At 55.4% G+C, this 26199-nt stretch carries 21 protein-coding genes and 3 tRNA genes; 15 read left to right on the top strand and 9 right to left on the bottom strand.

Translation table 11 applies throughout. From position 1 onward, the window contains the following. Positions 1–750, bottom strand: a complete 750-nt coding sequence (gene rlmB / locus ACFO6X_RS03680; protein WP_382430167.1) for a 23S rRNA (guanosine(2251)-2'-O)-methyltransferase RlmB — start codon at positions 748–750, stop codon at positions 1–3. A 90-nt stretch (positions 751–840) separates the two neighbouring features. Next, positions 841–1575, bottom strand: a complete 735-nt coding sequence (locus ACFO6X_RS03685) for an ABC transporter ATP-binding protein (RefSeq protein ID WP_382430169.1) — start codon at positions 1573–1575, stop codon at positions 841–843. A gap of 58 nt (positions 1576–1633) precedes the next feature. Between ACFO6X_RS03685 and ACFO6X_RS03690 the strand changes: the two genes are divergently transcribed. After that, positions 1634–2242 carry an arylesterase gene (locus ACFO6X_RS03690; RefSeq protein ID WP_382430508.1) on the top strand — a complete coding sequence of 203 codons (609 nt, stop codon included), beginning with the start codon at positions 1634–1636 and terminating at the stop codon, positions 2240–2242. Positions 2243–2264: 22 nt separating this feature from the next. Here the strand turns inward: ACFO6X_RS03690 and ACFO6X_RS03695 are convergent, their stop codons facing one another. Continuing rightward, entirely contained in the window at positions 2265–2465 is a 201-nt protein-coding gene (locus tag ACFO6X_RS03695; protein WP_382430171.1) for a hypothetical protein, read from the bottom strand. A 79-nt stretch (positions 2466–2544) separates the two neighbouring features. Further along, positions 2545–3774, bottom strand: a complete 1230-nt coding sequence (locus ACFO6X_RS03700; RefSeq protein ID WP_382430173.1) for a PLP-dependent transferase — start codon at positions 3772–3774, stop codon at positions 2545–2547. 101 nt (positions 3775–3875) lie between these two features. On the opposite strand from ACFO6X_RS03700, the gene ACFO6X_RS03705 reads away from it, so the two are divergent. From ACFO6X_RS03705 to ACFO6X_RS03730, 6 genes are all read left to right on the top strand, one after another. Continuing rightward, positions 3876–3951: transfer RNA gene (locus ACFO6X_RS03705), tRNA-Asn, on the top strand. A gap of 44 nt (positions 3952–3995) precedes the next feature. After that, positions 3996–4071, top strand: a tRNA-Asn gene (locus ACFO6X_RS03710). A gap of 44 nt (positions 4072–4115) precedes the next feature. Further along, positions 4116–4191, top strand: a tRNA-Asn gene (locus ACFO6X_RS03715). A gap of 582 nt (positions 4192–4773) precedes the next feature. After that, positions 4774–5925: an ATP phosphoribosyltransferase regulatory subunit gene (locus tag ACFO6X_RS03720; protein WP_382430175.1), complete on the top strand. Its 1152-nt coding sequence runs from the start codon at positions 4774–4776 to the stop codon at positions 5923–5925. A gap of 24 nt (positions 5926–5949) precedes the next feature. Continuing rightward, the gene (locus ACFO6X_RS03725) at positions 5950–7326 is read left to right on the top strand and encodes an adenylosuccinate synthase (RefSeq protein WP_382430177.1); all 1377 of its coding nucleotides are present in this window, start codon (positions 5950–5952) and stop codon (positions 7324–7326) included. Positions 7327–7388: 62 nt separating this feature from the next. Next, complete coding sequence (locus ACFO6X_RS03730; protein WP_382430179.1) at positions 7389–7913, top strand: phosphoribosyltransferase; 525 nt, start codon at positions 7389–7391, stop codon at positions 7911–7913. Between the two features lie 25 nt (positions 7914–7938). Here ACFO6X_RS03730 and ACFO6X_RS03735 read toward each other — a convergent pair whose 3' ends face one another. Next, positions 7939–12366: a response regulator gene (locus tag ACFO6X_RS03735; protein WP_382430181.1), complete on the bottom strand. Its 4428-nt coding sequence runs from the start codon at positions 12364–12366 to the stop codon at positions 7939–7941. Between the two features lie 89 nt (positions 12367–12455). Next, on the bottom strand, positions 12456–13253 hold the full coding sequence (gene fabI / locus ACFO6X_RS03740; RefSeq protein WP_382430183.1) for an enoyl-ACP reductase FabI: 798 nt from the start codon (positions 13251–13253) through the stop codon (positions 12456–12458). 131 nt (positions 13254–13384) lie between these two features. On the opposite strand from fabI, the gene ACFO6X_RS03745 reads away from it, so the two are divergent. The 6 genes from ACFO6X_RS03745 to ACFO6X_RS03770 all read left to right on the top strand — a co-directional run bounded on the left by ACFO6X_RS03745 (position 13385) and on the right by ACFO6X_RS03770 (position 21950). Further along, positions 13385–15202, top strand: coding sequence for an extracellular solute-binding protein (locus tag ACFO6X_RS03745; protein ID WP_382430185.1), 1818 nt, complete (start codon positions 13385–13387; stop codon positions 15200–15202). Between the two features lie 3 nt (positions 15203–15205). After that, positions 15206–16237 (top strand): microcin C ABC transporter permease YejB, encoded by a 1032-nt coding sequence (locus ACFO6X_RS03750; protein ID WP_382430187.1) that lies wholly within the window; start codon positions 15206–15208, stop codon positions 16235–16237. Positions 16238–16244: 7 nt separating this feature from the next. Continuing rightward, entirely contained in the window at positions 16245–17276 is a 1032-nt protein-coding gene (locus tag ACFO6X_RS03755) for an ABC transporter permease (RefSeq protein WP_382430510.1), read from the top strand. A 38-nt stretch (positions 17277–17314) separates the two neighbouring features. Continuing rightward, entirely contained in the window at positions 17315–19057 is a 1743-nt protein-coding gene (locus ACFO6X_RS03760; protein ID WP_382430189.1) for an ABC transporter ATP-binding protein, read from the top strand. Beyond that, positions 19044–19685: a maleylacetoacetate isomerase gene (gene maiA, locus ACFO6X_RS03765; RefSeq protein WP_382430191.1), complete on the top strand. Its 642-nt coding sequence runs from the start codon at positions 19044–19046 to the stop codon at positions 19683–19685. The genes ACFO6X_RS03760 and maiA overlap by 14 nt, the downstream gene beginning before the upstream one ends. A gap of 126 nt (positions 19686–19811) precedes the next feature. After that, positions 19812–21950 (top strand): putative bifunctional diguanylate cyclase/phosphodiesterase, encoded by a 2139-nt coding sequence (locus ACFO6X_RS03770; protein WP_382430193.1) that lies wholly within the window; start codon positions 19812–19814, stop codon positions 21948–21950. Between the two features lie 8 nt (positions 21951–21958). Here the strand turns inward: ACFO6X_RS03770 and ACFO6X_RS03775 are convergent, their stop codons facing one another. After that, positions 21959–22510: an NUDIX hydrolase gene (locus tag ACFO6X_RS03775; RefSeq protein ID WP_382430195.1), complete on the bottom strand. Its 552-nt coding sequence runs from the start codon at positions 22508–22510 to the stop codon at positions 21959–21961. A gap of 10 nt (positions 22511–22520) precedes the next feature. Next, positions 22521–23216, bottom strand: a complete 696-nt coding sequence (locus tag ACFO6X_RS03780; protein ID WP_382430197.1) for a fumarylacetoacetate hydrolase family protein — start codon at positions 23214–23216, stop codon at positions 22521–22523. 77 nt (positions 23217–23293) lie between these two features. Between ACFO6X_RS03780 and pgeF the strand changes: the two genes are divergently transcribed. Further along, positions 23294–24145, top strand: coding sequence for a peptidoglycan editing factor PgeF (gene pgeF / locus ACFO6X_RS03785; protein WP_382430199.1), 852 nt, complete (start codon positions 23294–23296; stop codon positions 24143–24145). Here the strand turns inward: pgeF and ACFO6X_RS03790 are convergent. Next, positions 24056–24373: a hypothetical protein gene (locus tag ACFO6X_RS03790; protein WP_382430201.1), complete on the bottom strand. Its 318-nt coding sequence runs from the start codon at positions 24371–24373 to the stop codon at positions 24056–24058. The genes pgeF and ACFO6X_RS03790 overlap by 90 nt on opposite strands. Before the next feature lie 111 nt (positions 24374–24484). Here ACFO6X_RS03790 and ACFO6X_RS03795 point away from each other — a divergent pair, with 111 nt between their 5' ends. Next, positions 24485–26191: a PHA/PHB synthase family protein gene (locus ACFO6X_RS03795; protein ID WP_382430203.1), complete on the top strand. Its 1707-nt coding sequence runs from the start codon at positions 24485–24487 to the stop codon at positions 26189–26191. Positions 26192–26199: the final 8 nt, after the last annotated feature.

The raw sequence follows: 26199 nt of genomic DNA on the forward strand, positions 1-26199 counted from the left end.
TCAGCCGCCGCGCTGGCGCAGGGCTTCGTACAGACAAATACCGCTGGCTACCGACACGTTCAGGCTTTCTACCGCCCCTTTCATTGGAATGCTGACCAGTGCATCGCAGGTTTTGCGCGTTAGTTGGCGAATACCATCGCCTTCGGCACCCAACACCAATGCCACCGGGCCTTTCAAATCGGCTTGGTAGATGCTTTGTGGGGCATCACCACTGGTGCCAATAATCCAGATATTGCGCTCTTTGAGTTCATTGAGCGTGCGTGCTAAATTGGTCACCATGAAGTAGGGCACGGTTTCGGCAGCACCACTGGCTACTTTGGCGACAGTGGCATTGATGCCCGAGGCGTGGTCTTTGGGTGCAATGACGGCATGGGCCCCCGCGCCGTCGGCCACACGCAAACAAGCACCCAAATTGTGCGGATCGGTCACGCCATCGAGCACCAGCAGCAAGGGCGAGGCGATGCCGCTTTCTTCCAGATTCTCGAGCAGCTCGTCCAACGAAGTAATTTGGGCTACCGGCTCTACCCGTGCCGCCACCCCTTGGTGGCCGTGGCTGCCCGCCAACTTGGCAATGCGTACGCTGTCAGCTTCAATCAATCGGGCACCAGCTTCACGGGCACGGTCCAGAAACTGGCGCATCCGTGCATCGCGCCGTGTGGCCTCGTAGTAGATTTCGATAATGGATTGTGGTGCGGTTTTCAGGCGCACGCCCACGGCATGAAAGCCAAACAGAACTTTGGGGGAAGACATAGGCACAGATTATCCCGCGCTCAGCTAACCACTGGGTTTTTTGCCCCGTCAGTGCCTGATGGCCTCCTTGTTTTTGGGCGTAGTAAAGAACTAACCTATTTCTTTGATTTGTCCCGCATCCATCGTGATGCCTATTTCTTTGATTTGTCCCGCATCCATCGTGATGCAGCGTTCGCATCGGGCTGCCAGCGCCCGATCGTGGGTAACCAGCACCAGTGTGGTGCCTTGCTCGCGGTTCAAGTCCAGCATCAATTGCATGATGGTCTCTCCAGTGGCAAAGTCCAGGCTGCCTGTAGGCTCGTCGGCCAGCAACACGGCGGGCTGCACCACAAAAGCCCGTGCCAGCGCCACGCGTTGCTGTTCGCCACCACTGAGCACTTTGGGGTAATGTTGTAAGCGTTGGCCCAAGCCTACATGGTGCAGCATCTGCGCAGCGCGTTGGCGTGCATCACGTTGCCCAGCCAACTCCAGCGGTAGCATCACGTTTTCTAACGCGGTCAGGTTGCCCATCAGCTGGAAGCTCTGGAAAACGAAACCCATTTTTTGCGCTCGCAGCGCAGCACGGTCATCCTCATTCAAGGCAAAAATATCTTGGCCTTCCAACAGCACTGTGCCCGTGCTGGGCGTGTCTAAGCCCGCCAGAATAGACAGCAGAGTGCTTTTCCCGGAGCCAGAAGCGCCGACAATGGCCACGGTCTCTTTGGCGACCAGTTGAAAATCGATATCCCGCAAAATCTGCAAGCTGCCGCTGGCGTCCATCACCGATTTGGTGACATGCTGCACGGCGATGAGGGGAGGCGCAGAGGGAATGGCAGAGTCGGACATGGAAGGGCTTATCACAGTGAATCAGAAAGTGTATCGGCGCCACTTTATCCGGGCCCATATGGCCGTGATGCTGGGCGGGCTGTTTGGGATGGTGCAAGCACAAGCCAAACCAGCAACTATCTTGGTATTGGGGGACTCTTTAAGTGCCGAATATGGGCTGCCCAGGGGTATGGGCTGGGTGGCTTTGTTGGAGCGGCGACTGCAGTCTGAAAAGCTACCCTTCACGGTGGTCAATGCCAGTATCAGTGGCGATACAACTGCCGGTGGCCGTTCCCGTTTGTCGGCGCTGTTGGCGCAGCACCAGCCAGCGGTGGTGGTGATTGAACTGGGGGGCAACGACGCCTTGCGTGGCTTGCCTTTGTCAAGCACCCGAGAGCATTTGCAGGCCATGACACACGCTGCCCGTGCTACGGGCGCCAAGGTCTTGCTGGCGGGGATGCAGGTGCCACCCAACTATGGCCGCGATTATGCGCAACAGTTTGCAGCGATGTTTGCCACCGTGGCACAAGAAAATCAGGCTGCATTGGTGCCTTTTCTACTCCAAGGCATTGCCGATGGCACCGATCCGCTGGCCCTGTTCCAGTCTGACCGAATCCATCCCCGTGCAGAGGCACATCCCCGCATTCTGGACAACGTCTGGCCCACATTGCGCAAGCTGTTGCGTTAAGACAGGGCCCAAAAGCCACCAATTAGCTGGGTTGTTGTGTGCTGTTGTCGGCAACGGACGCCGCACTGCCCAACGCAACCTCTGTGGCGTTGTCTGGGGCCACGTAAGTGTCGCTGTGGCGCACGACCGTGCCATTGGCCTTGGCCCGCAGCTTGTCCTCTTTTTTCTTTTTCTTGGCCAGTTCGCGCTGGCGTTTTTCGTATCCGTAGTTGGGGGTTGCCAAGGTGGTGGTGCTTTCTATAAAGTGAAAATTTGAAAGCCCACTGTAACAGTTCCACCTCAGGCTGGTATGGCATAGAGTGTTACAGCGGCACAAAAGCCTGCTCTAGCGCCTGTGCCAAGTCTTGCTGCAAGTCTTGCACGCTTTCTAGGCCAATAGAAAAGCGCACCAATTTGCCGTGGCGTAGATGTGGCGTTGGCAAACTACGCATGGCCTGTAGCGCATAAGGCATGACCAAGCTGATGGGCCCACCCCAGCTATAACCAATTTTGAACAGGCGCAGGCTATCGCAAAAGGTATCGACCTGTTGTTGGCTGTAGCGCCCATCCACAATAATGCTGAACAAACCGGCTGCTGCACCATCGCCATGATGGGCTTGGCCGCACATTCTCTGCCAGTGATCATGGCCTGGAGCGCCGGGTAAAGCCGGGTGCAGCACTTGTACCACGGCAGGTTGTTGTTGCAGCCAGCGCGCCAAGTGGCGGGCTGCCAAGTCGTGGGCACGGTAGCGCAGGGCCATACTGGGCAAAGAGCGCAACAGCATTTCTGCATCGTTGCCGCCAATGCCCAAACCCAAGTGCATGTGCAGCAGTTTGATTTTCAGGTGCAGTGCCGGATCGCGGGTGATGATGCTGCCCATTAGCACATCACCGCCCCCACTGGGGTATTTGGTCAGGGCATGGGCCGAAATGTCGACCGCTAGTTGGCCATCCCCTTCAAGGTCGAATGGGGCAAAAGCCAGCCCAGCCCCCCAAGTATTGTCTAGTGCGGTGGTAATGCCCTGCGCTTGGCAGATGCGCAACAGTGCGGGCAGGTCTGGAAACTCCATCGTTACTGAACCAGGCGCTTCCAGCCAGACCAATTGGGTGGCAGGTGTGATTTTGGCTGCCAAATCGGCAGGATTTAAGGGGTCGTACAGTGCGTGTTTAATCCCCAATGGGGCCAGTGTGGCCGCTGCCATTGAGGCATTGGGGCCGTAGGCGTTGTCCGGAATCAACACCTGCTGGCCGCTGCGCAACAGAGCCAGCGACACCGTGGCAATGGCCGCCAATCCACTGGGCACCAGCACGCATTGCAATCCGCCTTCGAGCGTACACAACCGCTCCTCCAGCGTAAAGGTGGTGGGAGTGCCATGCAGGCCGTAGGTGTAACTGCTCTTGTCTTTCCACTCACGGGTGCGCATAGCGGCCACATTGGGAAAAATGACCGTAGACGCTTTGTGTACGGCAGGTGCGGGCGCCATGAAGCCATCGGGAGGGGTGTAGTCGTGGTGGATAAGGCGGGTGGACAGGTGGGGGGCGGTGTCTTGCATGATGGGGTTGATGGTATATCGCCATAGTTACCCTGCAAATTGCCTCTGAATGTATCCACATGCGGATGGATGCCGTTTTTTCTGTATATAATTCGGGTCTTTCCTCAATAGCTCAGTCGGTAGAGCGCCGGACTGTTAATCCGTAGGTCCCTGGTTCGAGCCCAGGTTGAGGAGCCAAAATTTTATTGCCCTGCACAGCGCGGGGTTTGTTTACCGATCATTCCTCAATAGCTCAGTCGGTAGAGCGCCGGACTGTTAATCCGTAGGTCCCTGGTTCGAGCCCAGGTTGAGGAGCCAAAATTTTATTGCCCTGCACAGCGCGGGGTTTGTTTACCGATCATTCCTCAATAGCTCAGTCGGTAGAGCGCCGGACTGTTAATCCGTAGGTCCCTGGTTCGAGCCCAGGTTGAGGAGCCAAACAAAAAAGCCCACCGCCTTGGTGGGCTTTTTTTTGCCTTGCTGTATAAAAATACCTAAGTCTGTCTGTGGCTTGGGTCAGCAGTCCCTGTAAAGTGGTTACAATCCCGGCTGCGGAAGGTTGGCAGAGTGGTCGATTGCACCGGTCTTGTTCAATCGAGCGCCAATGTGGAAACGCATTGGCTGTAAGGAGTCAAATTCGGAGAAGCCCCTGGCCTAGGTCGAGGTAACGCCGAGCGAAGCTGCTGCTTTTATTCAAAGCAGCAGAACGTGTAGAGACTTGACGGCTCCCACCTAACAGCCTTTGATAGGCCACGGTGAAGGCAAAGTCCAGACCCCAAACAAGGCATGTTCAGCATGTTCTTGGTGGTGAAAACCATAGCAGGTAAGGAAAACCGGCAGGGCTTTGCGGCCCTCCAGGGTTCGAATCCCTGACCTTCCGCCAATTTTCATGTCCATAGTGGCTGCTTTCAGAGCAAACTGTTCTTTTTCGGACAGGCCGGCAGCCAAATTTCCGGCGCGGACTCTCCAGAGTCACCCGCAGCCGGTAGAATCGCTTTTTTAACAGCGAACCGTTCCTCCATGTCTGCCTGGGTCTTGCCGGATTACATTGCCGATGTTTTGCCTTGTGAGGCCCGGCATATCGAGGAGCTTCGTCGTGGCTTGCTAGATACTGCGCACAGCTACGGTTATGAATTGGTCATGCCCCCCTTGTTGGAGCACCTAGAGTCTTTGCTCACAGGTACGGGCGAGGCACTGGATCTACAAACTTACAAGCTGGTAGACCAAATTTCTGGGCGCATGATGGGATTGCGGGCCGACACCACGCAGCAAGTGGCCCGTATGGATGCCCATTTGCTCAATCGTCCGGGTGTGACGCGCTTGTGCTATTGCGGCTCGGTGCTGCACACTTGGCCAGACCGTCCCCATGCCACCCGCGAACCATTGCAGTTTGGTGCCGAGATTTATGGTCATGCTGGTTTGCAGGCTGATCTGGAAGCGGTAGAGCTGGCGCTTAGTTGTTTGCAAGTGGCGGGTATTGATCAGGTCAGTGTCGACTTGGCAGATGTTCGCATTGTGCGTAGTTTGCTGGCGGGGGTGCCTGCCGATGCGGTGGTGTTGCGCCAAGTCCACGCTGCTCTGGCGGCCAAAGATGCCAGTGAGCTGCGCGCGTTGACCCAAGGCTTTCCTGCAGCCTCTCGCGATGGCTTACAGGTATTGTTGCAGTTGTATGGTGACAGTTCTGTGCTGGATGTGGCAGAAAAAGCCTTCCGTAACATTCCTGGCGTGCAAGAACCCTTGGCCCATCTGCGTGCAGTGATGGCCCATATCGGCACCGATCGGGTGACGTTTGATTTGGCAGACCTGCGCGGTTATGCCTATTACAGCGGTGTCCGCTTCTCTATGTATGCCCAAGGGGCCAGTGATGCACTGGTGCGTGGGGGGCGCTATGACGAGGTGGGTGCGGTATTTGGCCGCAACCGACCCGCCGCAGGCTTTAGCCTAGATATTAAGCAACTGGTGCAGGCTCTGCCAGAGTCTGCAACGCAGGGGGCCATTTGTGCTCCTTGGAGCAGTGACCCCCAGGTCAGCAGTGTGGTGGCCGACTTGCGCCGCCAGGGCGAAATCGTCGTTTGCGTCCTTCCGGGGCAAACGTATGAGGCGGATGCGTTCCGCTGTGACCGCGAACTGGTGTGCGTTGAAGGCCGCTGGATCGTGCAAGCCATTGAGTGAATTTGACAATTGATCGGGTTTGAGATGAAAACTACCAAAGGTCGTAATGTGGTCGTGGTCGGCACCCAATGGGGTGACGAGGGTAAAGGCAAACTGGTTGATTGGTTGACCGAAAGTGCCCAAGGCGTCGTGCGTTTTCAAGGTGGGCACAATGCAGGCCATACCCTGGTGATCAACGGCATTAAAACGGCATTGCACTTGATCCCTAGCGGCATCATGCGTCCCGGCGTTAAGTGCTATATCGGCAACGGCGTGGTGCTGTCTGCAGCCAAGCTGTTTGATGAAATCGCGGGTTTGGAAAAAGCTGGTGTAGAAGTGCGCTCACGCCTGCGTGTGAGCGAGGCTTGCCCGCTGATTTTGCCTTTCCATGTCGCACTCGATGTGGCTCGTGAAGCAGCCCGCGAGCAAGGCGGCACCGAGAAAATTGGCACCACCGGACGTGGTATTGGCCCGGCCTACGAAGACAAAATTGCCCGCCGCGCCTTGCGTGTGCAAGACCTTAAATACCCCGAGCGTTTTGCCAGCAAACTGCGGGAGTTGCTCAGTTTGCACAACCATGTGTTGCGCACCTTCTTGGGCTCAGAAAAGTTCGATTTTGGCCCCGGCTTGGCACCTTATATGCAAGATGGCCAAGTGCAATTTGAGGCAGTTTATGCTGAGGCCATGCACCACGCCGAACTGCTCAAGCCCATGATGGCGGATGTGTCGCGTGAACTCAACGATGCCCATGCCCAAGGCAGCAATTTGCTGTTTGAAGGCGCCCAAGGCACATTGTTGGACGTCGATCATGGCACTTACCCCTACGTGACCTCCAGCAACTGTGTCGCGGGCAATGCCGCCGCCGGTGCTGGCGTGGGGCCAGGGCTGTTGCACTATATCTTGGGCATCACCAAAGCCTATTGCACCCGTGTGGGTGGTGGCCCTTTCCCTACCGAGTTGGAATGGGAAAAGCCTGGTACCCCCGGCTACCACATGAGCACCGTGGGAGCCGAAAAAGGCGTGACCACAGGCCGCAGCCGCCGCTGTGGCTGGTTTGATGCAGCCTTGCTCAAGCGCAGTGCGCAAGTCAATGGATTGACTGGCCTGTGCATCACCAAGCTGGATGTGCTCGATGGCCTGACCGAGTTGCAACTGTGCGTGGGCTATCAACTCGATGGCGAACGTATTGATTTGCTGCCCATGGGTGCCGATGACATTGCCCGTTGCGAGCCCATTTACGAAATCCTGCCCGGCTGGAGTGAAACCACCGTAGGTGTGACGCAATACGATGCGCTGCCCGAGAATGCACGCCGTTATCTGCAACGCATTGAGGATGTGACTGGGGTGCCTATTGCCGTGATCTCTACCAGTCCAGACCGGGATCACACTATTTTGCTGCGCCATCCCTATTTGGCCGACTGAATGACCCAGCATTGCCAGCACCGAGCTGGCGGCGGGTGCCAATCAAACTTGAAGGAGGCGTCATGTTGACGGAAGATGGCAAGCATCTCTATGTGAGTTACGATGAGTACCACAACCTCATTGAGAAACTGGCACTTAAGGTACATCAGTCGGGATGGCAGTTTGACACCATCTTGTGTTTAGCCCGTGGCGGATTGCGTCCGGGCGATATGCTGAGTCGTATCTTTAATAAGCCGCTGGCGATCATGTCCACCAGTTCTTACCGTGCCGAGGCTGGCACGGTACAGGGCTATCTCGACATTGCACGTTTTATTACGACACCCCAAGGTGAAATTGCGGGCCGGGTCTTGCTGGTGGATGACTTGGCGGACTCGGGCAAAACGCTGAATGCAGTGATTCAAATGCTGCGCAGTAACTACCCACCCATCACCGACTTGCGCAGTGCTGTGATCTGGACTAAGGGTGTTTCTACCTTTACCCCAGATTATTCGGTGGAGTTTTTGCCCAGTAACCCTTGGATTCACCAGCCATTTGAGGTGTACGACAGTATGCCGCCACAAAAATTGTTGGAGAAATGGCGTCTGTAGCAGGCAAACGCCAGACCCAAGAGAATCAGGCCTGATGGAGCTTGTGGAGCAGTTGCTCAACCAGTTCCAGTGCGCTTTTAAAATTCAGCCGCTCCATTGCCGTGGCGAGTGCCGGCAGTTCCTCCATTTCTAGCCCCGCCGCTTTTTGTTGTAGCTCCTCATGCAGTTTGCGGGCGCGTAGTTGGCGTTTGCCCAAGGGCTCGCGCAGTGCCAGCAGCAGTGTGCGCAGGTCTTGGGTATCCACAGCGTTGTGTTGCGTCACGATAGGGGGCGTGGTGGTGCTAGGGTGTAGTTGGTCGGCCAACCCTTCTAGCGTGGCCAGTTCGGCCTGCAACGGTGCCTCTAATAGTGCCAGAAGGGGTTGAATTTCTGAGGTGCTGGGGCAGTCTTGCAGTGCTGCTTCGGCTTGGGCTACCTGATCCGCCAGCGTTTGTGCTCCCAGGGTTGCCAACAGCCCTTTCAGGGTGTGCAGGGTGCGTAGTGCGGCCTCACGATCACCGCTGTGCCAGCATTGGGCGGTACGGTGGAGAGCATCGCTTTGTTCTTGTGCACAATGGCGAGCCATCTTGGCATAGAGTGTGCGGTTGTTACCTACCCGCGCCAGCGCCTGAGCCAGATGGATGTTGGGTGGGCAGGGTGGTAGATTGCCAGCTGGTTCTGTGCTCAGTGCGGTGCTGGTGGTTTGGTCGGCATCCAAGCCACAATGGTGGCGCAAGGTGGCAATCAGGTGCTGGATGTCAAATGGCTTGCCGATATGGTCATTCATACCACAGGCCAGACAGGCATCGCGGTCACTGGCCATCGCATTGGCGGTCATTGCGATGATGGGCAGTGTCAGTTGCAGATCTTGGCGCAGAACGCGGGTGGTTTGGTAGCCATCCAAGCCTGGCATGTGAATGTCCATCAGGATGATGTCGCAGGCATCGGTTTGCCCTTGCAACAAGTCAATGGCAGCTTGGCCGTGGTTTGCCACCCGCACCTGTGCTCCAGCATGCAACAGCAATTCACGGGCGACCTGTTGGTTTAAGGGGTTGTCTTCTACCAACAAGATGCGCAAGTTTTTCAGTGGTTGATCATTGCCAGCAGTATCTGCTGGTGCCAGTGTGCGGGCAGAGCGGCCACTGGTGGCCTCTATCGCGGCATCGAACAAGGCAGATGGCGTAAATGGTTTGACTACATAGCCATCCAGCAGCTCCACTTGGGTGTTTTGGCGTTGTTCCAGCCACTCGCGGCTGTGGGCGCTGACCATCAGTACCTTGGCTGCATTGCCTACGGTGTCGATGGAGCGCAGTTGCTCTAGTGTAGACCAGCCATCCATGCCGGGCATCATCCAGTCCAACAAGACCAAGTCAAACGGGTCTGTCTGGGCCGCATGGGCGCGTTCAAGAGCTTGGCTGCCGCTGGCAACCGCTTCTGCCCGCCAGCCAAAAGATTGGGTTAGGCTCAATAGCACTTCGCGGGTTGTAGGGTGGTCGTCTACGATCAGTACGTGCAGGCCCGAAGTCCGTGCTGGTGGGTTGTCTTGCTGACGTATCTTGGCTTCCATCGCTTCGGTGGTGGCATCGCGTGAAAAATCGATACAAAAGCCAAAACAGCTGCCTTGGCCCAGAGTGCTTTGTACGGTCAGTCGTCCCCCCATCGCTTCTACCAGCGATTGGCAGATGGCTAAGCCTAAACCTGTGCCGCCGTAGCGGCGGCTGGTGGAGTTTTCAGCCTGGGTGAAGCTTTCGAAGATGGCCTGTTGACGCTCTGGTGCAATACCGATACCCGTATCGCGCACGGCAAATGCAATGCGGGCATGGTCTGCATCGGCAGCCAGTACCCGAAGTTGGAGCACGATTTCGCCTTGCTCCGTAAACTTGATGGCATTGCTGCTCAGGTTCAGCAGAATCTGTTGCAGTCGTGGCCCATCGCCACGCAACACGGTGGGCAGGTGCTGATCGATATCGAACACCATTTCAATGTTTTTTTGCTGCAAAGCAGCCGAGACAATGACTGAAAGGTTGCGCAGCACCTCGTCAATGCGGAAGGGTGCTTGTTCCAATACCAGCTTGCCTGCTTCGACTTTGGAGTAGTCCAGGATATCGTTGATGATACCCAGCAGCGAGCGGGCCGCTTCTTGGGCTTTTTGGGTGTAGTCGCGCTGACTGGCATCTAGCGGAGTGCGCAGAAGCAATTGCAACATACCCAACACGGCATTCATGGGGGTACGAATCTCGTGGCTCATATTGGCCACAAAGCTACTCTTGGCTTGGCTCGCAGCTTCGGCAGCTTCTTTGGCTTGGCGTAGGTTGGCTTCGTATTGCTTTTGCTCCGTGTGGTCAATAAAAGTGACCAGAAGGTTGTCACCAAACACAATGCCACCCACCTGTACGGTGCGTTCTTCACCGTGGGCGGTGTGGAATACAAATTCCTGCGGTGCAATCTCACTGCCTTCGCGCATGGCTTCTTGGACGGCAGCAGACCAAGCTTGATGGGCTTGGGCGCGGTACTGGGCATCGGGGTGTACCAGTGTGCGCAGGGCTTGTAAGGTGGGGGTTTCGGTGTCGTTGTAACCGAACAGCTCAGTAAAACGGCGATTGCGGAAGTAGATTTGGTCTTGGGCGTTGATTTGGCATAGTCCAACCGGCATATCGTGCATCAGGTGGCGCAGCAGGCGCTCAGCGCCTTGTAGCGCCACCCGTTTGGCTTTGGCCTCGGTGATATCGTGGATATATCCGTGCCACAGTATGCAGCCGTCATTGCAAAGTTGTGGCGTGGCCTGACCACTGACCCAGCGTTCGCCCAGTGTGGGATGCAAAGTGCGGTATTCGTCATGCCAAGGCGTGAGGTGCTGCCCAGATTGTTGAATGTTGGCTAGCACCCGTGCATGGTCGTCGGGATGGATGTGGTCAAACACCTTGCGGGCATCTTCCAGTACGCTCTCTGGTGGTATGCCATAAATGCCAACGATGCCTGCACTGGCATACGGAAAGCTGCTACTGCCATCTGCGCAGAGGTGATATTGGTAGAGAAAACCAGGCACGTTCTCGGCCAGCCGTTGCAGCCGTTCTTGTTGCTCGCGTTGTTCAGTGACATCGGTGCACGAGCCCACTGCACGCACAGGCTTGTTGGCTGCGTTGCGCTCAATGACACAGCCACGATCAAAAATCCATTTGTAGCTGCCATCCTTGCAGCGTAAACGGTGTGTGCTCTCGTAAAACGGGGTGTGTCCGTCTAAGTGTTGTTGCAGGTTGGCATAGACTTTATCCCTATCCTCAGGGTGCAGGCGCGAATCCCATTCACTCAATTGGTTGCCAACTTCATGGGCGGCATAACCGAGCATGGTCTTCCAGACGGTGGACAGAAAAACCTGGTTGGTTTGTGTGTTCCAGTCCCATACTCCCTGATTGGTGGCATTGAGCACGGCTTGCCAGCGCATTTCTAGGGAGGCGGTTTGTGCGTCCAGTTCGGCTTGGGCAGCCAAGCTGGCCGCCCAAGCCCGCCGTTGCCGGATTTGCAACAGCCATAAACCCGAAATGCTCGTCAGTGCCAACAGCCCAAACAGCATCAGCATGGAGGTGGCACGGGACTCCCAACCTGCATACAGTGCACTCAGGTCACGCCCCACGGCCACGACCAGTGGATGGTTCATGTGCAGTGGTGTTGGCTGTATGGTGTGCATCGCCAGCATCCGCAGCTCTCCGGTGGCATAGACTTGGCCTGTCAGCACGTTGCTGGGTTGGCCACTGCTCAGGTGGCGCGAGAAAAAAGAGCCAGGTTGGGCCAAATTCTTGCCCGCTTGATCAGGGTGTTCGGGCACCATCATGAATTGAACACCGCTGCCGTGGGCCAGTGCCGACCACATATCGGGGGCATAGAGCACCGAGTCGAGCAGCACCCGGAATTCTTCTGGATCTAGGGTGGCACTCACAAGGCCCTGAAATTCACCTTGAGGGCCGGGTACCATGCGCACCAAGTTGATGGCCCAAACCCCTAGGCTGGTGGTGAAAGGGGGGCTGACATAGAGGGTGTTGAGGTCTGGATTTTGGCGTACTGCCTGAAAATATGGACGCTGGCTAAAGTTTTGGCCCAAGACTTCTGGGCGGTTGGAGGCCTCGACCACGCCCTGTGCGTTCATGAGCAGCATGGTACGCACCCCCGTCATGGCATCGTTCAGAGAGCGCAGACGACGGTTGGCCTCAGCCAGACCTTCCGGAGAGGAGCGCCATGTTACGGCATCATCGCGCGCACCCAACAGGGCCAGGTTGATGGCTTCTAGCTGGCGCTCCATGTTTTGATGCACCACACGGGCTTGGGTACTCAGGCGCTCGTGCTCGCGGATGGCAATGTCGTTGCGCTCGTTCCAGAGTGACCAGCCAATGAAGCCCCCCAAGAGCAGCAAGCCCGCCACGAGAAACAACCATTCCTTGATGAACTGATTTTTGGTGGGTGGCACGGATGCTGCGATCATGGTAATGAGGGCGTTTGCAGGAGAAAGTCTGGCGGCGTGGGCAGGGCACCTGTGGCCCTGCCGCCTAACCACAGGGGCTTTTAGGCCAGTTAGGCCAGTTCTGCACTGTCGCGGCTGATACCGGCAGTTTGGCTAAAGCCACCATCAACGTAGGTGATTTCTGCGGTAACGCCACCGGCCAAGTCCGACAGCAGAAAGGCTGCGACATTGCCTACATCTTCGATAGTGATATTGCGTCGCAGTGGTGAGGCATTGGCTACAGTGCCCAATAGCTTGCCAAAATCCTTGATGCCGCTTGCCGCCAATGTCTTGATGGGGCCAGCACTGATACCATTAACCCGCATGCCTCGTGGCCCCAACGATTCAGCCAAGAAGCGCACGCTGGCCTCCAAGCTGGCTTTGGCTAGCCCCATGGTGTTGTAGTTGGGAATGGCGCGCAGTGCCCCCAAGTAGGACAGTGTCAGCAGCGCAGACTTGTCATTCAGGTAAGGCAGGGCCGCTTTGGCCATGGCTGGAAAGCTATAGGCACTGATGTCGTGGGCAATGCGAAAATTTTCGCGGTTGAGACCATCCAAAAAGTCTCCGGCAATAGCCTCGCGTGGGGCAAAGCCAATGCTGTGGACAAAACCGTCAAACTTACCCCAGGCAGCACCCAGGTCAGCAAAAAGTTGGTCGATTTGTGCGTCATCGGCCACATCGCAATCCAAGACGAGGTTAGACCCAAATTCGGCGGCAAACTCCGTAATCCGGCCTTTGAAGCGTTCACCTACATAGCTAAAGGCCAGTTCGGCACCTTGAGCATGGCAAGCCTTGGCAATGCCATAGGCAATGGAGCGGTTGGACAATACGCCAGTGATGAGCAGCTTTTTACCCGTCAAAAAACCCATGATGGTTCTCCTGTGAAAAGAAGGAAGTGAGTGTTGGAGGAAAGTAGAAGAAGGCCGCAGCCAAGGTGTGCGGGCCATGCAGTAAAAGGGCGCGCAAAAGCAACCCTGACAACGTGGTGCAGAATTGTCTCATGCGCTGTTTGTTTCTTTCTCTGCTCTGTGTGACCTTCCCCGCTTGGTCGGCGCATGGTTATGCGCTCTGGGGCAGTCCCCAATACCCAGCGGGTTTTAGCCACTTTAACTATGTGAATCCACAAGCGCCCAAAGGCGGCGAGTTGCGCTTGGTGAGTAATTCACGGGCATCCACATTTGACAAATACAACCCTTTTACCATCAAGGGCAGTGCGCCAGCCTATTTGTCACAGTTGTTGTTTGACTCTTTGCTGGCTGGTTCACTCGATGAAACTGCGACTGCCTATGGTCTGCTGGCCGAAGATGTGCATGTGGCTCCTGATGGCCTGAGTGCTACTTTTCGTTTGCGGTCCGAAGCGCGGTTTCACCACGGCAAGCCGGTGCTGGCGCTGGATGTGAAGCACAGCTTTGATACCCTTACTGGCCCACACACCTCGCCCGCTTACAAAACCATGCTGATGGACGTGTTGGGGGTAGATGTGTTGGACGAGCGCACAGTGCGTTATCGCTTCAAAAAGCCCAACCGAGAGTTGCCCTTGACGGTAGGCGGACTGCCGGTGTTTAGCCGTGATTGGGGGCTCGACAATGGCAAGCCCACACCGTTTGACCAAGTCGTGACGCAAGAGCCGCTGGGCAGTGGCCCGTACAAAATTGGCCCAGTGCGCTTTGGCAAAGACATCACCTACGTGCGCGATCCCCACTATTGGGCCAAAGATTTGAACGTGCGCCGGGGCACTGCCAACTTTGACCGTATTACCGTCAAAATCTACAAAGACGCTACCGCACGGCTAGAAGCATTGAAGGCGGGCGAGTTCGACTTGATGCGCTTTTTCAGTGCCGGAGATTGGGCCCGGCGCGTCAATGGCAAACGCTTTGCAACCGGAGAACTGGTGAAGGGCGAGTTTCGCCACCAGCTGCCCTCGGGTTTTCAGAGTTATGTGCTCAATACGCGCCGTCCGTTGTTGCAAGATGTCCGCGTGCGTGAGGCACTGGGGCTGGCGGTCGATTTCGAGTGGATGAACCGGCAGATGTTTTATAGCTCCTATGCCCGTGTCAATGGCTTGTTTGGCAATACCGCTTGCGCTACCGAGGGTCAGCCCTCAGTGGCCGAGCTGGCCTTGATGGCACCTTGGCGTGCGCAGTTGCCTGCCGCTGCTTTTGGCCCGATGACACTGCCACCGCGCACCGACGCACCACAGTCTTTGCGTGGTAACTTGCGTCGTGCCCAACAACTGCTCCAAGATGCAGGATGGCAAGTGCGCGATGGCGCCTTGCGCAACGCCCAAGGGCAGGCACTGGTGCTCGAATACATGGACAGTAACGAAGGGGGAATGCGCACAGTAGCGCCGTGGATGCGCAATTTAGAAAAATTGGGGATTACGCTGCGTTTTCGCTCAGTAGATTTTGCGCTGTACCAACAGCGGTTGCAAAAATTTGACTTTGACATCACCAGCATTGCCTATGGGGGCACGCACAATCCAGGTCAGGAATTTGCCGATCTGTTTGGCAGTCAAGCCGCTGACACCGAGGATTCGGGCAACTTTGCTGGCATCAAGAACCCAGCGGTAGATGCTTTTATTGCCGCCATGACAGCGGCCAAAACCGAAGCTGAATTGTTGCCTGCCTGCCATGCACTAGAGCGGGCTATTGCCCACAGCCATGTTCTGATTCCGCAGTGGACGGCCCCCACCCACCGCATGGCCTACAACGCTTGGCGGCTGGATCGCCCTGCCACCGTGCCTCCCTACACCAGTGGCGAGGGGTGGGTGATGGACACTTGGTGGGCCAAACCTGCGCCCACACAGAAGAGGCCTTAAACCGTGTTTGCCTATATCCTGAAACGTATTTTGCTGATGCTGCCCACCTTGTTGGGTGTGCTGCTGCTTACTTTTGTGGTGCTGCAATTTGTGCCGGGTGGCCCGGTGGAGCAGTATTTGGCCGAGGCAAAAGCTGGAGCCAGTGGTGGTGGCGCTGAAGGTGGGGGCTTATCGTACCGGGGGGCGCAGGGCGTTGATCCCAAGCGTTTAGAGCAAATCAAGGCACTGTATGGGTTTGACAAACCAGCACATGAACGATTTGTGCAAATGCTGGGCCAGTTTGCACGCTTTGATTTAGGACGCAGCTTCTTTCAAAATAAAGAGGTTTGGCAGTTAATTCTAGAAAAGTTGCCTGTTTCTATCAGTTTGGGGTTGTGGACTTTTTTTATCAGCTATCTGGTGGCCGTGCCATTGGGTGTTGCCAAGGCTGTGCGAGCCGGTTCGCGTTTCGATTTTGTCACCAGTTTGTTGATTTTGATTGGCTATGCCATTCCGGGTTTTGTGCTTGGGGTGGCACTGTTGGTGGTTTTTGGTGGGCAGTTACAATGGTTCCCGCTGCGTGGGCTCACCTCTGCCCACTGGGAAGAATTGTCTTGGGGGGCGCGTATCGTTGATTATATTTGGCATATTACTTTGCCTATTACTGCAATGGTGCTAGGAAGTTTTGCTGTCACAGCCATGCTAACCAAAAATGCTTTCTTGGAAGAAATTCGAAAGCAGTATGTGCTTACGGCACGCGCCAAAGGGTTATCAGAACGACAAGTATTGTATAAACATGTCTTTCGCAATGCATTGATTCCGATTGTGACTGGGTTTCCAGCAGCATTTATTGGGGCTTTTTTTACCGGATCTTTGTTGATAGAAACACTGTTCTCACTCGACGGATTAGGATTGTTAAGTTTTGAAAGTGTCATCCGACGTGATTATCCAGTGGTGCTTGGAACTTTATATCTGTTCACGCTGATTGGATTGGTAACCAAGTTGATCAGTGATCTCTGTTATGTTTGGGTAGATCCGCGTGTCAAGTTTGATTAATTCTGAAGTGCATTCGGTGTCTTTGTCCCCATCGCGGCGGGCTTGGCGTCGTTTTCAGCGCCAGCGCCTGGGCTATTGGAGCCTGATCATTTTTTGCACGTTGGTGTTGATGAGCCTATGTGCTGAGATCATTAGCAATGATCGGCCTTTGCTTGTGCGTTACCAAGGCCAGACCTACTGGCCAATGCTGCAAGACTATCCAGAAACCACCTTTGGTGGTGATTTTGCTACGCCCACTGATTATTTAGATCCTTTCATCAAAGAACGCATTACCCAAGGTGATAACTGGGCCATTTATACCATCAATCCCTATGGCCCCAATACTCTGAATTATTTTGCTGAGAGCCCCAATCCTGCAGCGCCGTCAAACTTCAATTGGTTAGGCACTGATGACCGAGGGCGCGATTTATTGGCACAATTGCTCTACGGATTTCGTGTGAGTGTATTGTTTGCACTGGCTTTGACTTTGACGGGAGTCGTGTTAGGAGTCGTGGCAGGGGCGATTCAAGGGTTCTTTGGAGGAAAAACAGATTTGATTGCCCAGCGTTTGATTGAGATTTGGGGCTCCATGCCGGAATTGTATCTGCTGATTATTTTCAGTGCTGTGCTATCGCCCAGTGTGGGTTTGCTGTTGCTGTTGTTAAGTTTATTTGGTTGGATGGGGTTGTCGGATTATGTGCGAGCGGAGTTTTTGCGTAATCGACAGCTTGATTATGTGAAGGCGGCCAGGGCACTGGGGGTTAGTAACTGGCAAATTATCTGGCGGCACATTTTGCCTAATAGTTTGACGCCGGTGGTTACATTTTTGCCATTTCGCATGAGTGCGGCTATTTTGGCGCTGACCTCACTAGACTTTCTGGGTCTGGGGGTACCACCCGGCACCCCTTCGCTTGGAGAACTACTTAGCCAAGGCAAAAATAATATTGATGCTTGGTGGATTTCGTTGTCTACCTTTGCTGTGCTGGTGGTTACTTTGCTGTTGCTCACCTTCATGGGGGATGCTTTGCGCGATGCGCTAGATCCACGCAAAGCCGATTGAGCTTGTTGCATTGAATGTTACTTACATGATTTTTAGATATGAAAGAAAATAACATTCAAAACCAAGAAAAATTCCATCAGAAAAACGAGGCGTCAGCAGTCTTGTTAGACGTGCGTGATCTGTCGGTGCGATTTGACCAAAAAACGGTGGTTGATCGGGTCTGTTTTAGCATTGGTGCGGGAGAAAAGTTGGCACTGGTGGGCGAATCTGGATCTGGCAAAACCATCACCGCATTGAGCTTGCTGCAATTGGCCGGAGAGGCCACCATGAGTGGTCAAGCCTTGTTTCAGGGGCAAAACTTGCTCACGCTACCTGCACCTGCTATCCGTGCTGTGCGTGGAGGCCAAATTGCCATGGTGTTTCAAGAACCCATGACCGCGCTGAACCCGTTAATTCCTATCGGCCAACAAGTTGCCGAAGTATTGGAGTTGAAGCAGGCACTCAGCCGTGCGCAGGCTTGGCATGCTGCGGTAGAAATGTTGGCACATACTGGTATCCCAGAGCCAGATCGACGAGCCAATGCGTTTGCCCACCAACTCAGTGGCGGCCAGCGCCAGCGGGCCATGATTGCAATGGCTTTGGCCAGCAAGCCCTTGCTGTTGTTGGCTGACGAACCCACCACGGCGCTGGACGTCACATTGCGTGGTCAGATGCTTGATTTGCTGTCAGATTTACAGCGTCAAACCGGCATGGCCGTCCTCTTGATCACCCATGACTTGAATTTGGTGCGCCGATTTGCAGATCGGGTAGCAGTGATGGAACATGGCGTGTTGGTGGAGCAGGGGGAAGTAGCCTCGGTGTTTGCAGCACCTGAACACAGCTATACCCGTCGTTTGATGGCAAGTCAGCCCCGCCGTGATGTCGTGGAGGCCCACGCCACGACGACACACACACCACCTGTACTAAAAACCCAGAATTTGCGGGTCGCCTATTCTGTACCCTTGCCAGGGTTGCGAGGCTGGTTCCAAAGTGGCGAATTCATTGCAGTGCAGAGTGTGACCCAGCAATTGTTACCCGGCCAGACACTGGGCGTGGTCGGAGAGTCTGGTTCGGGCAAATCAACCTTGGCACAGGCTATCTTGGGTCTGTTACCGTACCAGGGGGCTCTGGAGTTAGCGGGCCAAACATGGCAATTGCCCGCCAACCACAATACCCCTGCCAACCAACGGCTGCGCCAACAGGTACAAGTGGTGTTTCAAGACCCGTTCTCCTCTTTGTCTCCTCGGTTGACGGTGGAGGAGATTGTCGGTGAGGGTTTGCGGGTACATGCCCCCACGCTGACCGCGGCACAGCGGCGCGCCCAAGTGCAGCAAATGCTGGCTGAAGTGGGGTTGGATGAATATCAGTTTCCTGGGCTATTGGCACGGTACCCACACGAGTTCTCTGGCGGCCAGCGCCAACGGCTGGCCATTGCTCGGGCGCTGATCGTGCAACCCCGCATTTTGGTGCTAGATGAACCTACCAGTGCCCTGGATGTCACTATCCAGCAACAAGTGCTCAGCCTGCTGCAACGCTTGCAGCGCGAAAAAGGCCTGAGTTATTTGCTCATCACGCATGACATAGCCGTGATCCGTGCCATGGCACACCAGATCATTGTGATGAAAGATGGTGCCGTGTTAGAAAGTGGCCCACTAGAGCAGGTACTGAACCGGCCCCAACACGCCTACACCCAGCAATTGATTGCAGCGGCAGAGGTGCTGGAAGTGCCACCCACCACCTCTGCCACACAGACAGACCTTATCTCTCCACACCTGAAAGCGTCACCACATGAAGCTCTATAACTTTTTTCGCAGTGGCACATCCCACCGTTTGCGTATTGCGCTGCAGCTCAAGGGACTGCAAGCACAATATATTCCGGTAGATCTGCGGGCGGAACAACATTTGCAAGATGAGTTCAAGGCCATTAATCCACAAATGCTGGTGCCAGCACTGGCTACTGAAGACGGTCAGGTGCTGATCCAATCGCCCGCCATCATCGAGTGGCTAGAAGAGACCCATCCTACCCCAGCTTTGTTGCCTACCAATGCCAACGAGCGTGCCCATGTGCGGGCTTTGGCCGCCATCGTAGGCTGCGATATCCACCCTATCAATAACCGCCGCATCCTAGAATACTTGCGCAAGCAGTTTGGGGCCAATGAAGACACCATTAATACTTGGTGTGGCACTTGGATCAGTGCGGGCTTTGATGCCTACGAGGCTTTGTTGGCACAAGATCAGCGCCGAGGCCGTTTCAGCTTTGGCCATACACCCACTATGGCGGATGTCTATCTGGTGCCCCAGGTAGAGAGCGCCCGCCGCTTCAAGGTCGACCTATCGCGCTGGCCGCTGATTGCCGCCATTGACAAAGCTTGTGCCGAGTTAGACGCCTTCCAACAGGCGGCGCCTGCCCGACAACCCGATGCGGGCTGAGGCATGGTGCCAAGCTACACGCAGTAGATTGTGGGCAAAGCAACAAGCAAGGCATGGAAATTGCATTTCAGATGAAAGAGTTCTCGGTCAGAATTCCTCCTTTTGAGAGTTCCATCTTCCATTTGTATGCGCCGCGCCAGCCTGCTGTCTACTGAAACCGTCAATCGCTCGCGTGTCTTGGATACGCTGGTCAACAATCTCGAAGGGATGGCCTATCGTTGTCTGAACGATGCACATTGGACGATGGTTTTTGTCAGCCGTGGCTGTGAAGCACTGACTGGCTACGCCCCTGTGCAGTTGCTTCGCAACCATGCGATCTCTTGGGAGCAGATTACCCATCCCGAAGATCGGGATCGGGTGCGCCAAGTGATTCAGCAGGCCGTAGAAGGGGGACAGCGTTTTTCTGCCCAGTACCGTATCACTACCCTGTCAGGAGAGCTGAGGCATGTTTCTGAGCGGGGCATTGGTGTCTTGGATGAACAAGGCGTTTTGGTGGTGGAAGGCTTCATTGAAGACATCACTGAGCGCCAAGCCACGCTGGATGCCCTCAAGCACGCCGAATTGCGCTATCGCCATATTTTTGAGCATGCCAGCGAAGGCATTTTCCAAACCACCCGCGATGGGCACTATCTGGCAGCCAACCCGGCACTGGCGCATATCTATGGTTACGATTCGCCCAATGCGTTGATGGCCGACCTCTCCGACATTGATCGGCGTTTGTATGTCAAGCCAGGGCGGTATGTCAAGCCAGGGCGTCGTGAGGTTTTTCACCGCCTGATGCAGGCGCAAGGGCAGGTACTGAACTTTGAGTCCGAAGTTTATCGGCGCGATGGCACCCGCATCTGGATTTCTGAAAACGCCCATGTGGTGCTCGGCCCCAAAGGCGAGTTCATCTGTTACGAAGGAACGGTGCAAGATATTTCCGAGCGCCGCCACTACCAAGAGCAACTTGAGCGCCAGGCCAACCACGATTTGCTCACCGGATTGCCCAACCGAGTGCTCCTCGGAGACCGCATTGATCAGGGCATTGCCCGTGCCACTCGCTTGGGTTACTACTTGGCACTGGTGTTTATTGATCTAGACAATTTCAAGTTTATCAACGACAGCCTAGGCCATGCGGCAGGTGACGAGCTGCTCAAAGAGGTGGCCGCTCGGTTGGCCAGTTGTCTGCGCAGCCCCGACACCGTGGCCCGACTGGGTGGGGACGAGTTTGTGCTCGTTATAAATGACCACTACCGTACCAACAGTGTGATTTCGTTGTTAGAGCGTATTTTGCAGGAGATAGGTCGCCCCATCATGCTGTCGGGGCGTGAGTTCCATGTGGGAGCCAGTTTGGGCGTCGCTATGTATCCCAATGATGGCGATGATGCACAAATCCTGCTCAAACATGCCGATGTGGCTATGTATGCTGCCAAAGACCGAGGCCGGAACAATTTCCAATTCTTCACCAGAGAACTCAATCGCGTTGCCGATGAGCGCCTGAATTTAGAAGCGGCCATGCGTGCTGCACTGGAGAGTCAGAGCTTTGTTGTCCACTACCAACCCAAAGTAGATCATCGGCGGCGTATTGTGGGAGTGGAAGCCTTGGCCCGTTGGGTTCATCCGCAATTGGGTGCGGTAGCACCAGACCGTTTTATTCCAGTGGCGGAAGAGACGGGCCTGATCCTGCCACTGACACGAATCATTTTGCGTCAGGCTTTTGCCGCTGCTCGGCGTTGGAATCTTCAACGCGAGAAACCTTTGTGCATTGCGGTCAATCTGTCGCCTCAATTGTTCTTGAGTGACGATATCGTCGCTCAGGTGGCTGGTTTGCTGCGTGAGGCAGATTTACCGCCCTGTCAGGTAGAGCTGGAAATCACAGAATCGGTCTTTATGGGAGACAGTGAGCGGGCCGTGGCAGTGCTCAGTGATTTCAAGGCGCTGGGGGTAAGTTTGGCAATGGATGACTTTGGCACAGGCTACTCTTCCTTGAGTTATCTGCGCCGTTTTCCTTTGGACATTATCAAGATTGATCGCTCGCTCGTGACGGGCATTGAACACGAGGAAGAAGTGGCGATGATTGCCCGTGCTGCCATTTCTTTGGGCAAGAGCCTGCGCAAAACAGTGGTGGCTGAAGGGGTAGAGAACCAGGCACAGTTTGATTTTCTACGCTATCAGGGCTGCGACGAGTTTCAGGGCTACTTGCTCTCGCGCCCAGTGAACGAAGAAGATTTTGGGCGCTTGCTGGCGCAGGCGGGCGGCATCATACCGCCTGTGCCCATGTAGCCTAGCGGTTATTCGATGTCAATGCAGTGGATGCCAAACTGACCACCACCACGGCGGTCGGCAAAATAACGCAGCAGGGTTTCGCGCACAGTGCGAAACGACAACTCGTCCCAAGGGATTTCTTCCTCAGTAAACAGACGTGCTTCCATGGTTTCTTCACCTGGGGCAAAGGCATCGCTGAGCAGCGTGGCATGGTAGAACAAATGGACTTGACCCACGCGACGCACATTGAGCAGACTGAACAGGGTGCCAATCTCAAACTCGGCGCCAGCCTCTTCTTGGGTTTCGCGGGCGGCCCCTTGGGCCGTAGTTTCATCAAGTTCCATAAAGCCTGCGGGCAATGTCCATTTGCCTTTGCGTGGCTCAATATTGCGCTTGCACAACAGCACGCGGTCTCCTAGCACCGGCACTGTGCCCACCACATTGAGCGGGTTTTCGTAATGTACGGTTTGACAGGTGGTGCAGATGGCCCGTTCTCGGGTGTCACCATCGTCTGGGAGGCGGTAGATCACGGGGGCGCCGCATTGACGGCAGTGCCGAATTGGAGGATGAAAGCTCATAGCGTCAGACTCAAACCACATGCAGGCGCAGTGTGCCCAGCCCATCAATGCCCCCTTCGAGCGTATCACCGCGCACCACCGCACCCACTCCTTCAGGGGTGCCGGTATAAATCAGATCGCCGGGTTGCAACTCCCATGCCGCAGAGAGATGTTCAATGGTTTCGGCAATATTCCAAATCAAACGCGAAACTTGGCTGCGCTGGCGGTCAGTGCCATTGACCTGCAACCAGATGGCTGCCCGCTCTATCTCACTGGCCTGATCCACAGGGGTGATGGGGCCAATGGGGGCGCTATGCTCAAACGCCTTGCCAATGCACCAAGGACGGCCTTGTTTTTTCATGTCGTTTTGCAGATCGCGGCGGGTCATGTCCAGTCCCACGGCATAACCAAAGATGTGCTTTGGTGCATCACTGGCGGCAATATGGCTGCCCCCTTTGCCAATAGCCACTACCAGTTCTATCTCGTGGTGCAGATTGCCCGTTAGGCTGGGATAGGGCAAATGGCCTGTACTGCCTGCGTCTACCACTACCAAAGCATCTGCGGGTTTCAGAAAAAAGAACGGTGGTTCACGGCCCGTAAAGCCCATCTCTTTGGCATGTTCCTCGTAATTGCGTCCGACACAGTAAATGCGATGTACCGGAAAACGATCATGGCTGCCCTGCACGGGCACACTGGTGACTGGGGCAGGAGGAAAGACATAGCTCATGGCAACAGAGATGGAGTGAAAGAGGGGGATGTGTTGGGTTGGTAGAGTGTGCCATGCTTGGTCGGTACACTGGCACTATGCCATCTTCTTCTGCTCTTTCTGCCTTTCATCCTGATTGGATATGCCCTGACTGGCCCGCACCTGCCCATGTGCAGGCACTGTGTACCAGCCGTGCTGGGGGGGTGAGTGCAGCACCTTACGATAGCCTGAACTTAGGCGATCATGTGGGGGATTTGCCAGAAGATGTGCACACCAATCGCAAGCGGTTGCAAACGGCATTGCAAGCCCATTTGCCAGCAGCGCAGGCGGTGTTCTTGCGCCAAGTGCATGGTACGCACACCGTTGATTTGGATGCCGGGCTATCCGATGGCATCTGTGCGGATGCCTGTGTGGCCACCATGCCCGCAAAAGTATGCACCATCATGGTGGCCGATTGCCTGCCGGTGCTATTGACCGATTTGCAAGGCCGTGCTGTAGCAGCAGCCCATGCAGGGTGGCGGGGGCTGGCCGATGGGGTGCTTGAATCAGTGTTTGATGCCTTTTGCACCCGTTTGCTGCATGAGACCACGCCTGCCAACCGATGGGCGCTGGCGCAATCCACCTTGGCTTGGTTGGGGCCGTGCATTGGGCCATTGGCCTTTGAAGTAGGGGAGGAGGTGCGAGCAGCCTTTTGTGCCCATGACAGCAGGGCCGCCTTGCATTTTCAGCCCCAGACAGACAGGCCAGGGAAGTATCTGGCTGATTTAGCCGCGTTGGCCCGCCAGCGTCTGCAAGCCTTGGGGATTCGGCAAATCAGTGGCAACGACAGCACCAGCACTTGGTGTACGGTGGGCAACCCATCAAGGTTCTTTTCTCATCGCCGTGATGCCATCGCCCTCGGCGGTAGCGGGCGCATGGCTGTGTGCGTTTGGCGCCACGGTGGTGTCTGATGCAGCAGCCCGTGCCGCAGCTTCCTGTGCCCGCTCGGCTATTTCTTTGGCATGGATGGCCCGGCGTCGCCCCGGTGTGCCTAGGATGTAAACCACAATCGACAAAGGCAGCAAACCATACAGCACAAAAGTGATGATGGCCCCCAATACCGAGCCCGTGCTACTGGTGGCTTCGGCCACGGCCATCATGACGGTGACATAAAGCCATGCGATAACTACAAGATACATCTGTGCTCCAAGACAGAAACAGTGAAAAGGGGCGTTACCATAACCATGTGGTCAGCAACAATCGGGGCGAAAGTCGCTGCGTGCGAGTGATCCGCAATTTCAGGAGAAAAAATGAGTTCTGAATCATCCTGGGGACAGAATACCCAGCAATTTCAGCAGATTTTCGGCGACAACCTGGCACAGGTGCTGCGATCCCTGCAGCAAATCGGTTCTGTAGGTACCCCTGGGCCAGCAGTACCCTTAAAAATCGCTCCAGAAAAACTCCAGCAACTGCAACAGCAGTACCTTGAAGAGGCACGGGCTTTGTGGAACCAGGGTTTGCAAGCCCCAACCGAGGCCGTAGGCCAAGATCGTCGCTTTAGTGGCGAAAGTTGGAAAGCCAACCCGATGGCGGCATTCTCAGCAGCCATGTACCTGCTCAATGCACGCACCCTGATGGAGCTGGCCGAAGCCGTAGAGGCCGATGAGAAAACCCACAACCGCGTGCGCTTTGCGGTGGAGCAATGGGTGGCCGCAATGGCCCCCAGCAACTACTTGGCCTTGAATGCAGAGGCACAACAAAAAGCCGTGGAAACCAAAGGGGAGAGTCTGACCAAAGGTATCCAGAACCTGCTCAACGATCTGCGCCAAGGCCATGTCTCCATGACAGATGAGAGCCAGTTCGAGGTGGGGCGCAATGTAGCCACCACAGAGGGTGCCGTGGTGTTTGAGAACGAGCTGTTCCAGCTCATCGAATACAAACCGCTCACCGCCCATGTGTACGAACGGCCTTTTTTGCTGGTGCCCCCGTGCATCAACAAGTTTTACATTCTAGATTTGCAGCCGGCCAATTCCTTGGTGCGCTACGCAGTAGAGCAGGGCCACCATACCTTCTTGGTCAGCTGGCGCAACCCCGATGCCGAACTGGCGCAAAAAACCTGGAATGATTACGTTGAAGACGGTGCTATTGAAGCGATCAGCACTGTGCAGCAAATCACAGGGGCAGAGCAAATCAACGCCTTGGGCTTTTGCGTAGGCGGCACTATTTTGAGCACCGCCTTGGCTGTGTTGGCCGCACGCGGGCGCGATCCAGTGGCCAGCCTGACCTTGCTGACCACCTTTTTGGATTTCAGTGACACGGGGATTCTGGACGTGTTCATTGACGAAAATTTCGTCAAATTCCGCGAAATGCAAATGGGCAAGGGCGGTCTGCTCAAAGGGCAGGAGTTGGCATCTACCTTCAGCTTTTTGCGTCCCAATGACTTGGTATGGAACTACGTTGTAGGCAATTACCTGAAAGGTGAAACCCCTCCGGCCTTTGATCTGCTCTACTGGAACAGTGACAGCACAAACTTGCCAGGGCCGTTCTTTGCGTGGTATCTGCGCAATACATACCTAGAGAACAACCTCAAAAAACCCGGCATGCTGACTGTGTGCGGAGAGAAGGTGGATTTGGGGGCAATTGATATCCCGGTGTACCTTTATGGCTCCCGTGAAGACCATATTGTGCCTATCGGGGCAGCTTATGCCAGCACGCAAATCCTCTCTGGCCCCAAACGCTTTGTCATGGGGGCATCTGGGCACATTGCTGGTGTGATCAACCCGCCAGCCAAGAAAAAACGCAGCTATTGGACGCGAGAAGACGATCAATTGCCCACCGCATTTGACGATTGGCTCCAAGGCGCACAAGAACATCCTGGCAGTTGGTGGACCGATTGGAGCACCTGGCTGCAAGGGCACGCGGGAGCGCAGATTGCAGCCCCCAAAGGCTACGGCAAGGGGTCTAAGTTCAAGGTCATTGAACCTGCCCCAGGCCGCTATGTAAAGCAAAAAGCCTGATCCTAGGC

Origin of the sequence: Giesbergeria sinuosa, from assembly GCF_042652905.1 — a bacterium.
Lineage (GTDB): Bacteria > Pseudomonadota > Gammaproteobacteria > Burkholderiales > Burkholderiaceae_C > Simplicispira > Simplicispira sinuosa.

Coding starts and splice junctions, on each gene's coding strand:
- rlmB (WP_382430167.1), bottom strand. CDS start 750: ATGTCTTCCCCCAAAGTTCTGTTTGGCTTTCATGCCGTGGGCGTGCGC.
- ACFO6X_RS03685 (WP_382430169.1), bottom strand. CDS start 1,575: ATGTCCGACTCTGCCATTCCCTCTGCGCCTCCCCTCATCGCCGTGCAG.
- ACFO6X_RS03690 (WP_382430508.1), top strand. CDS start 1,634: ATGGCCGTGATGCTGGGCGGGCTGTTTGGGATGGTGCAAGCACAAGCC.
- ACFO6X_RS03700 (WP_382430173.1), bottom strand. CDS start 3,774: ATGCAAGACACCGCCCCCCACCTGTCCACCCGCCTTATCCACCACGAC.
- ACFO6X_RS03720 (WP_382430175.1), top strand. CDS start 4,774: ATGTCTGCCTGGGTCTTGCCGGATTACATTGCCGATGTTTTGCCTTGT.
- ACFO6X_RS03725 (WP_382430177.1), top strand. CDS start 5,950: ATGAAAACTACCAAAGGTCGTAATGTGGTCGTGGTCGGCACCCAATGG.
- ACFO6X_RS03730 (WP_382430179.1), top strand. CDS start 7,389: ATGTTGACGGAAGATGGCAAGCATCTCTATGTGAGTTACGATGAGTAC.
- ACFO6X_RS03735 (WP_382430181.1), bottom strand. CDS start 12,366: ATGATCGCAGCATCCGTGCCACCCACCAAAAATCAGTTCATCAAGGAA.
- fabI (WP_382430183.1), bottom strand. CDS start 13,253: ATGGGTTTTTTGACGGGTAAAAAGCTGCTCATCACTGGCGTATTGTCC.
- ACFO6X_RS03745 (WP_382430185.1), top strand. CDS start 13,385: ATGCGCTGTTTGTTTCTTTCTCTGCTCTGTGTGACCTTCCCCGCTTGG.
- ACFO6X_RS03760 (WP_382430189.1), top strand. CDS start 17,315: ATGAAAGAAAATAACATTCAAAACCAAGAAAAATTCCATCAGAAAAAC.
- maiA (WP_382430191.1), top strand. CDS start 19,044: ATGAAGCTCTATAACTTTTTTCGCAGTGGCACATCCCACCGTTTGCGT.
- ACFO6X_RS03770 (WP_382430193.1), top strand. CDS start 19,812: ATGCGCCGCGCCAGCCTGCTGTCTACTGAAACCGTCAATCGCTCGCGT.
- ACFO6X_RS03775 (WP_382430195.1), bottom strand. CDS start 22,510: ATGAGCTTTCATCCTCCAATTCGGCACTGCCGTCAATGCGGCGCCCCC.
- ACFO6X_RS03780 (WP_382430197.1), bottom strand. CDS start 23,216: ATGAGCTATGTCTTTCCTCCTGCCCCAGTCACCAGTGTGCCCGTGCAG.
- pgeF (WP_382430199.1), top strand. CDS start 23,294: ATGCCATCTTCTTCTGCTCTTTCTGCCTTTCATCCTGATTGGATATGC.
- ACFO6X_RS03790 (WP_382430201.1), bottom strand. CDS start 24,373: ATGTATCTTGTAGTTATCGCATGGCTTTATGTCACCGTCATGATGGCC.
- ACFO6X_RS03795 (WP_382430203.1), top strand. CDS start 24,485: ATGAGTTCTGAATCATCCTGGGGACAGAATACCCAGCAATTTCAGCAG.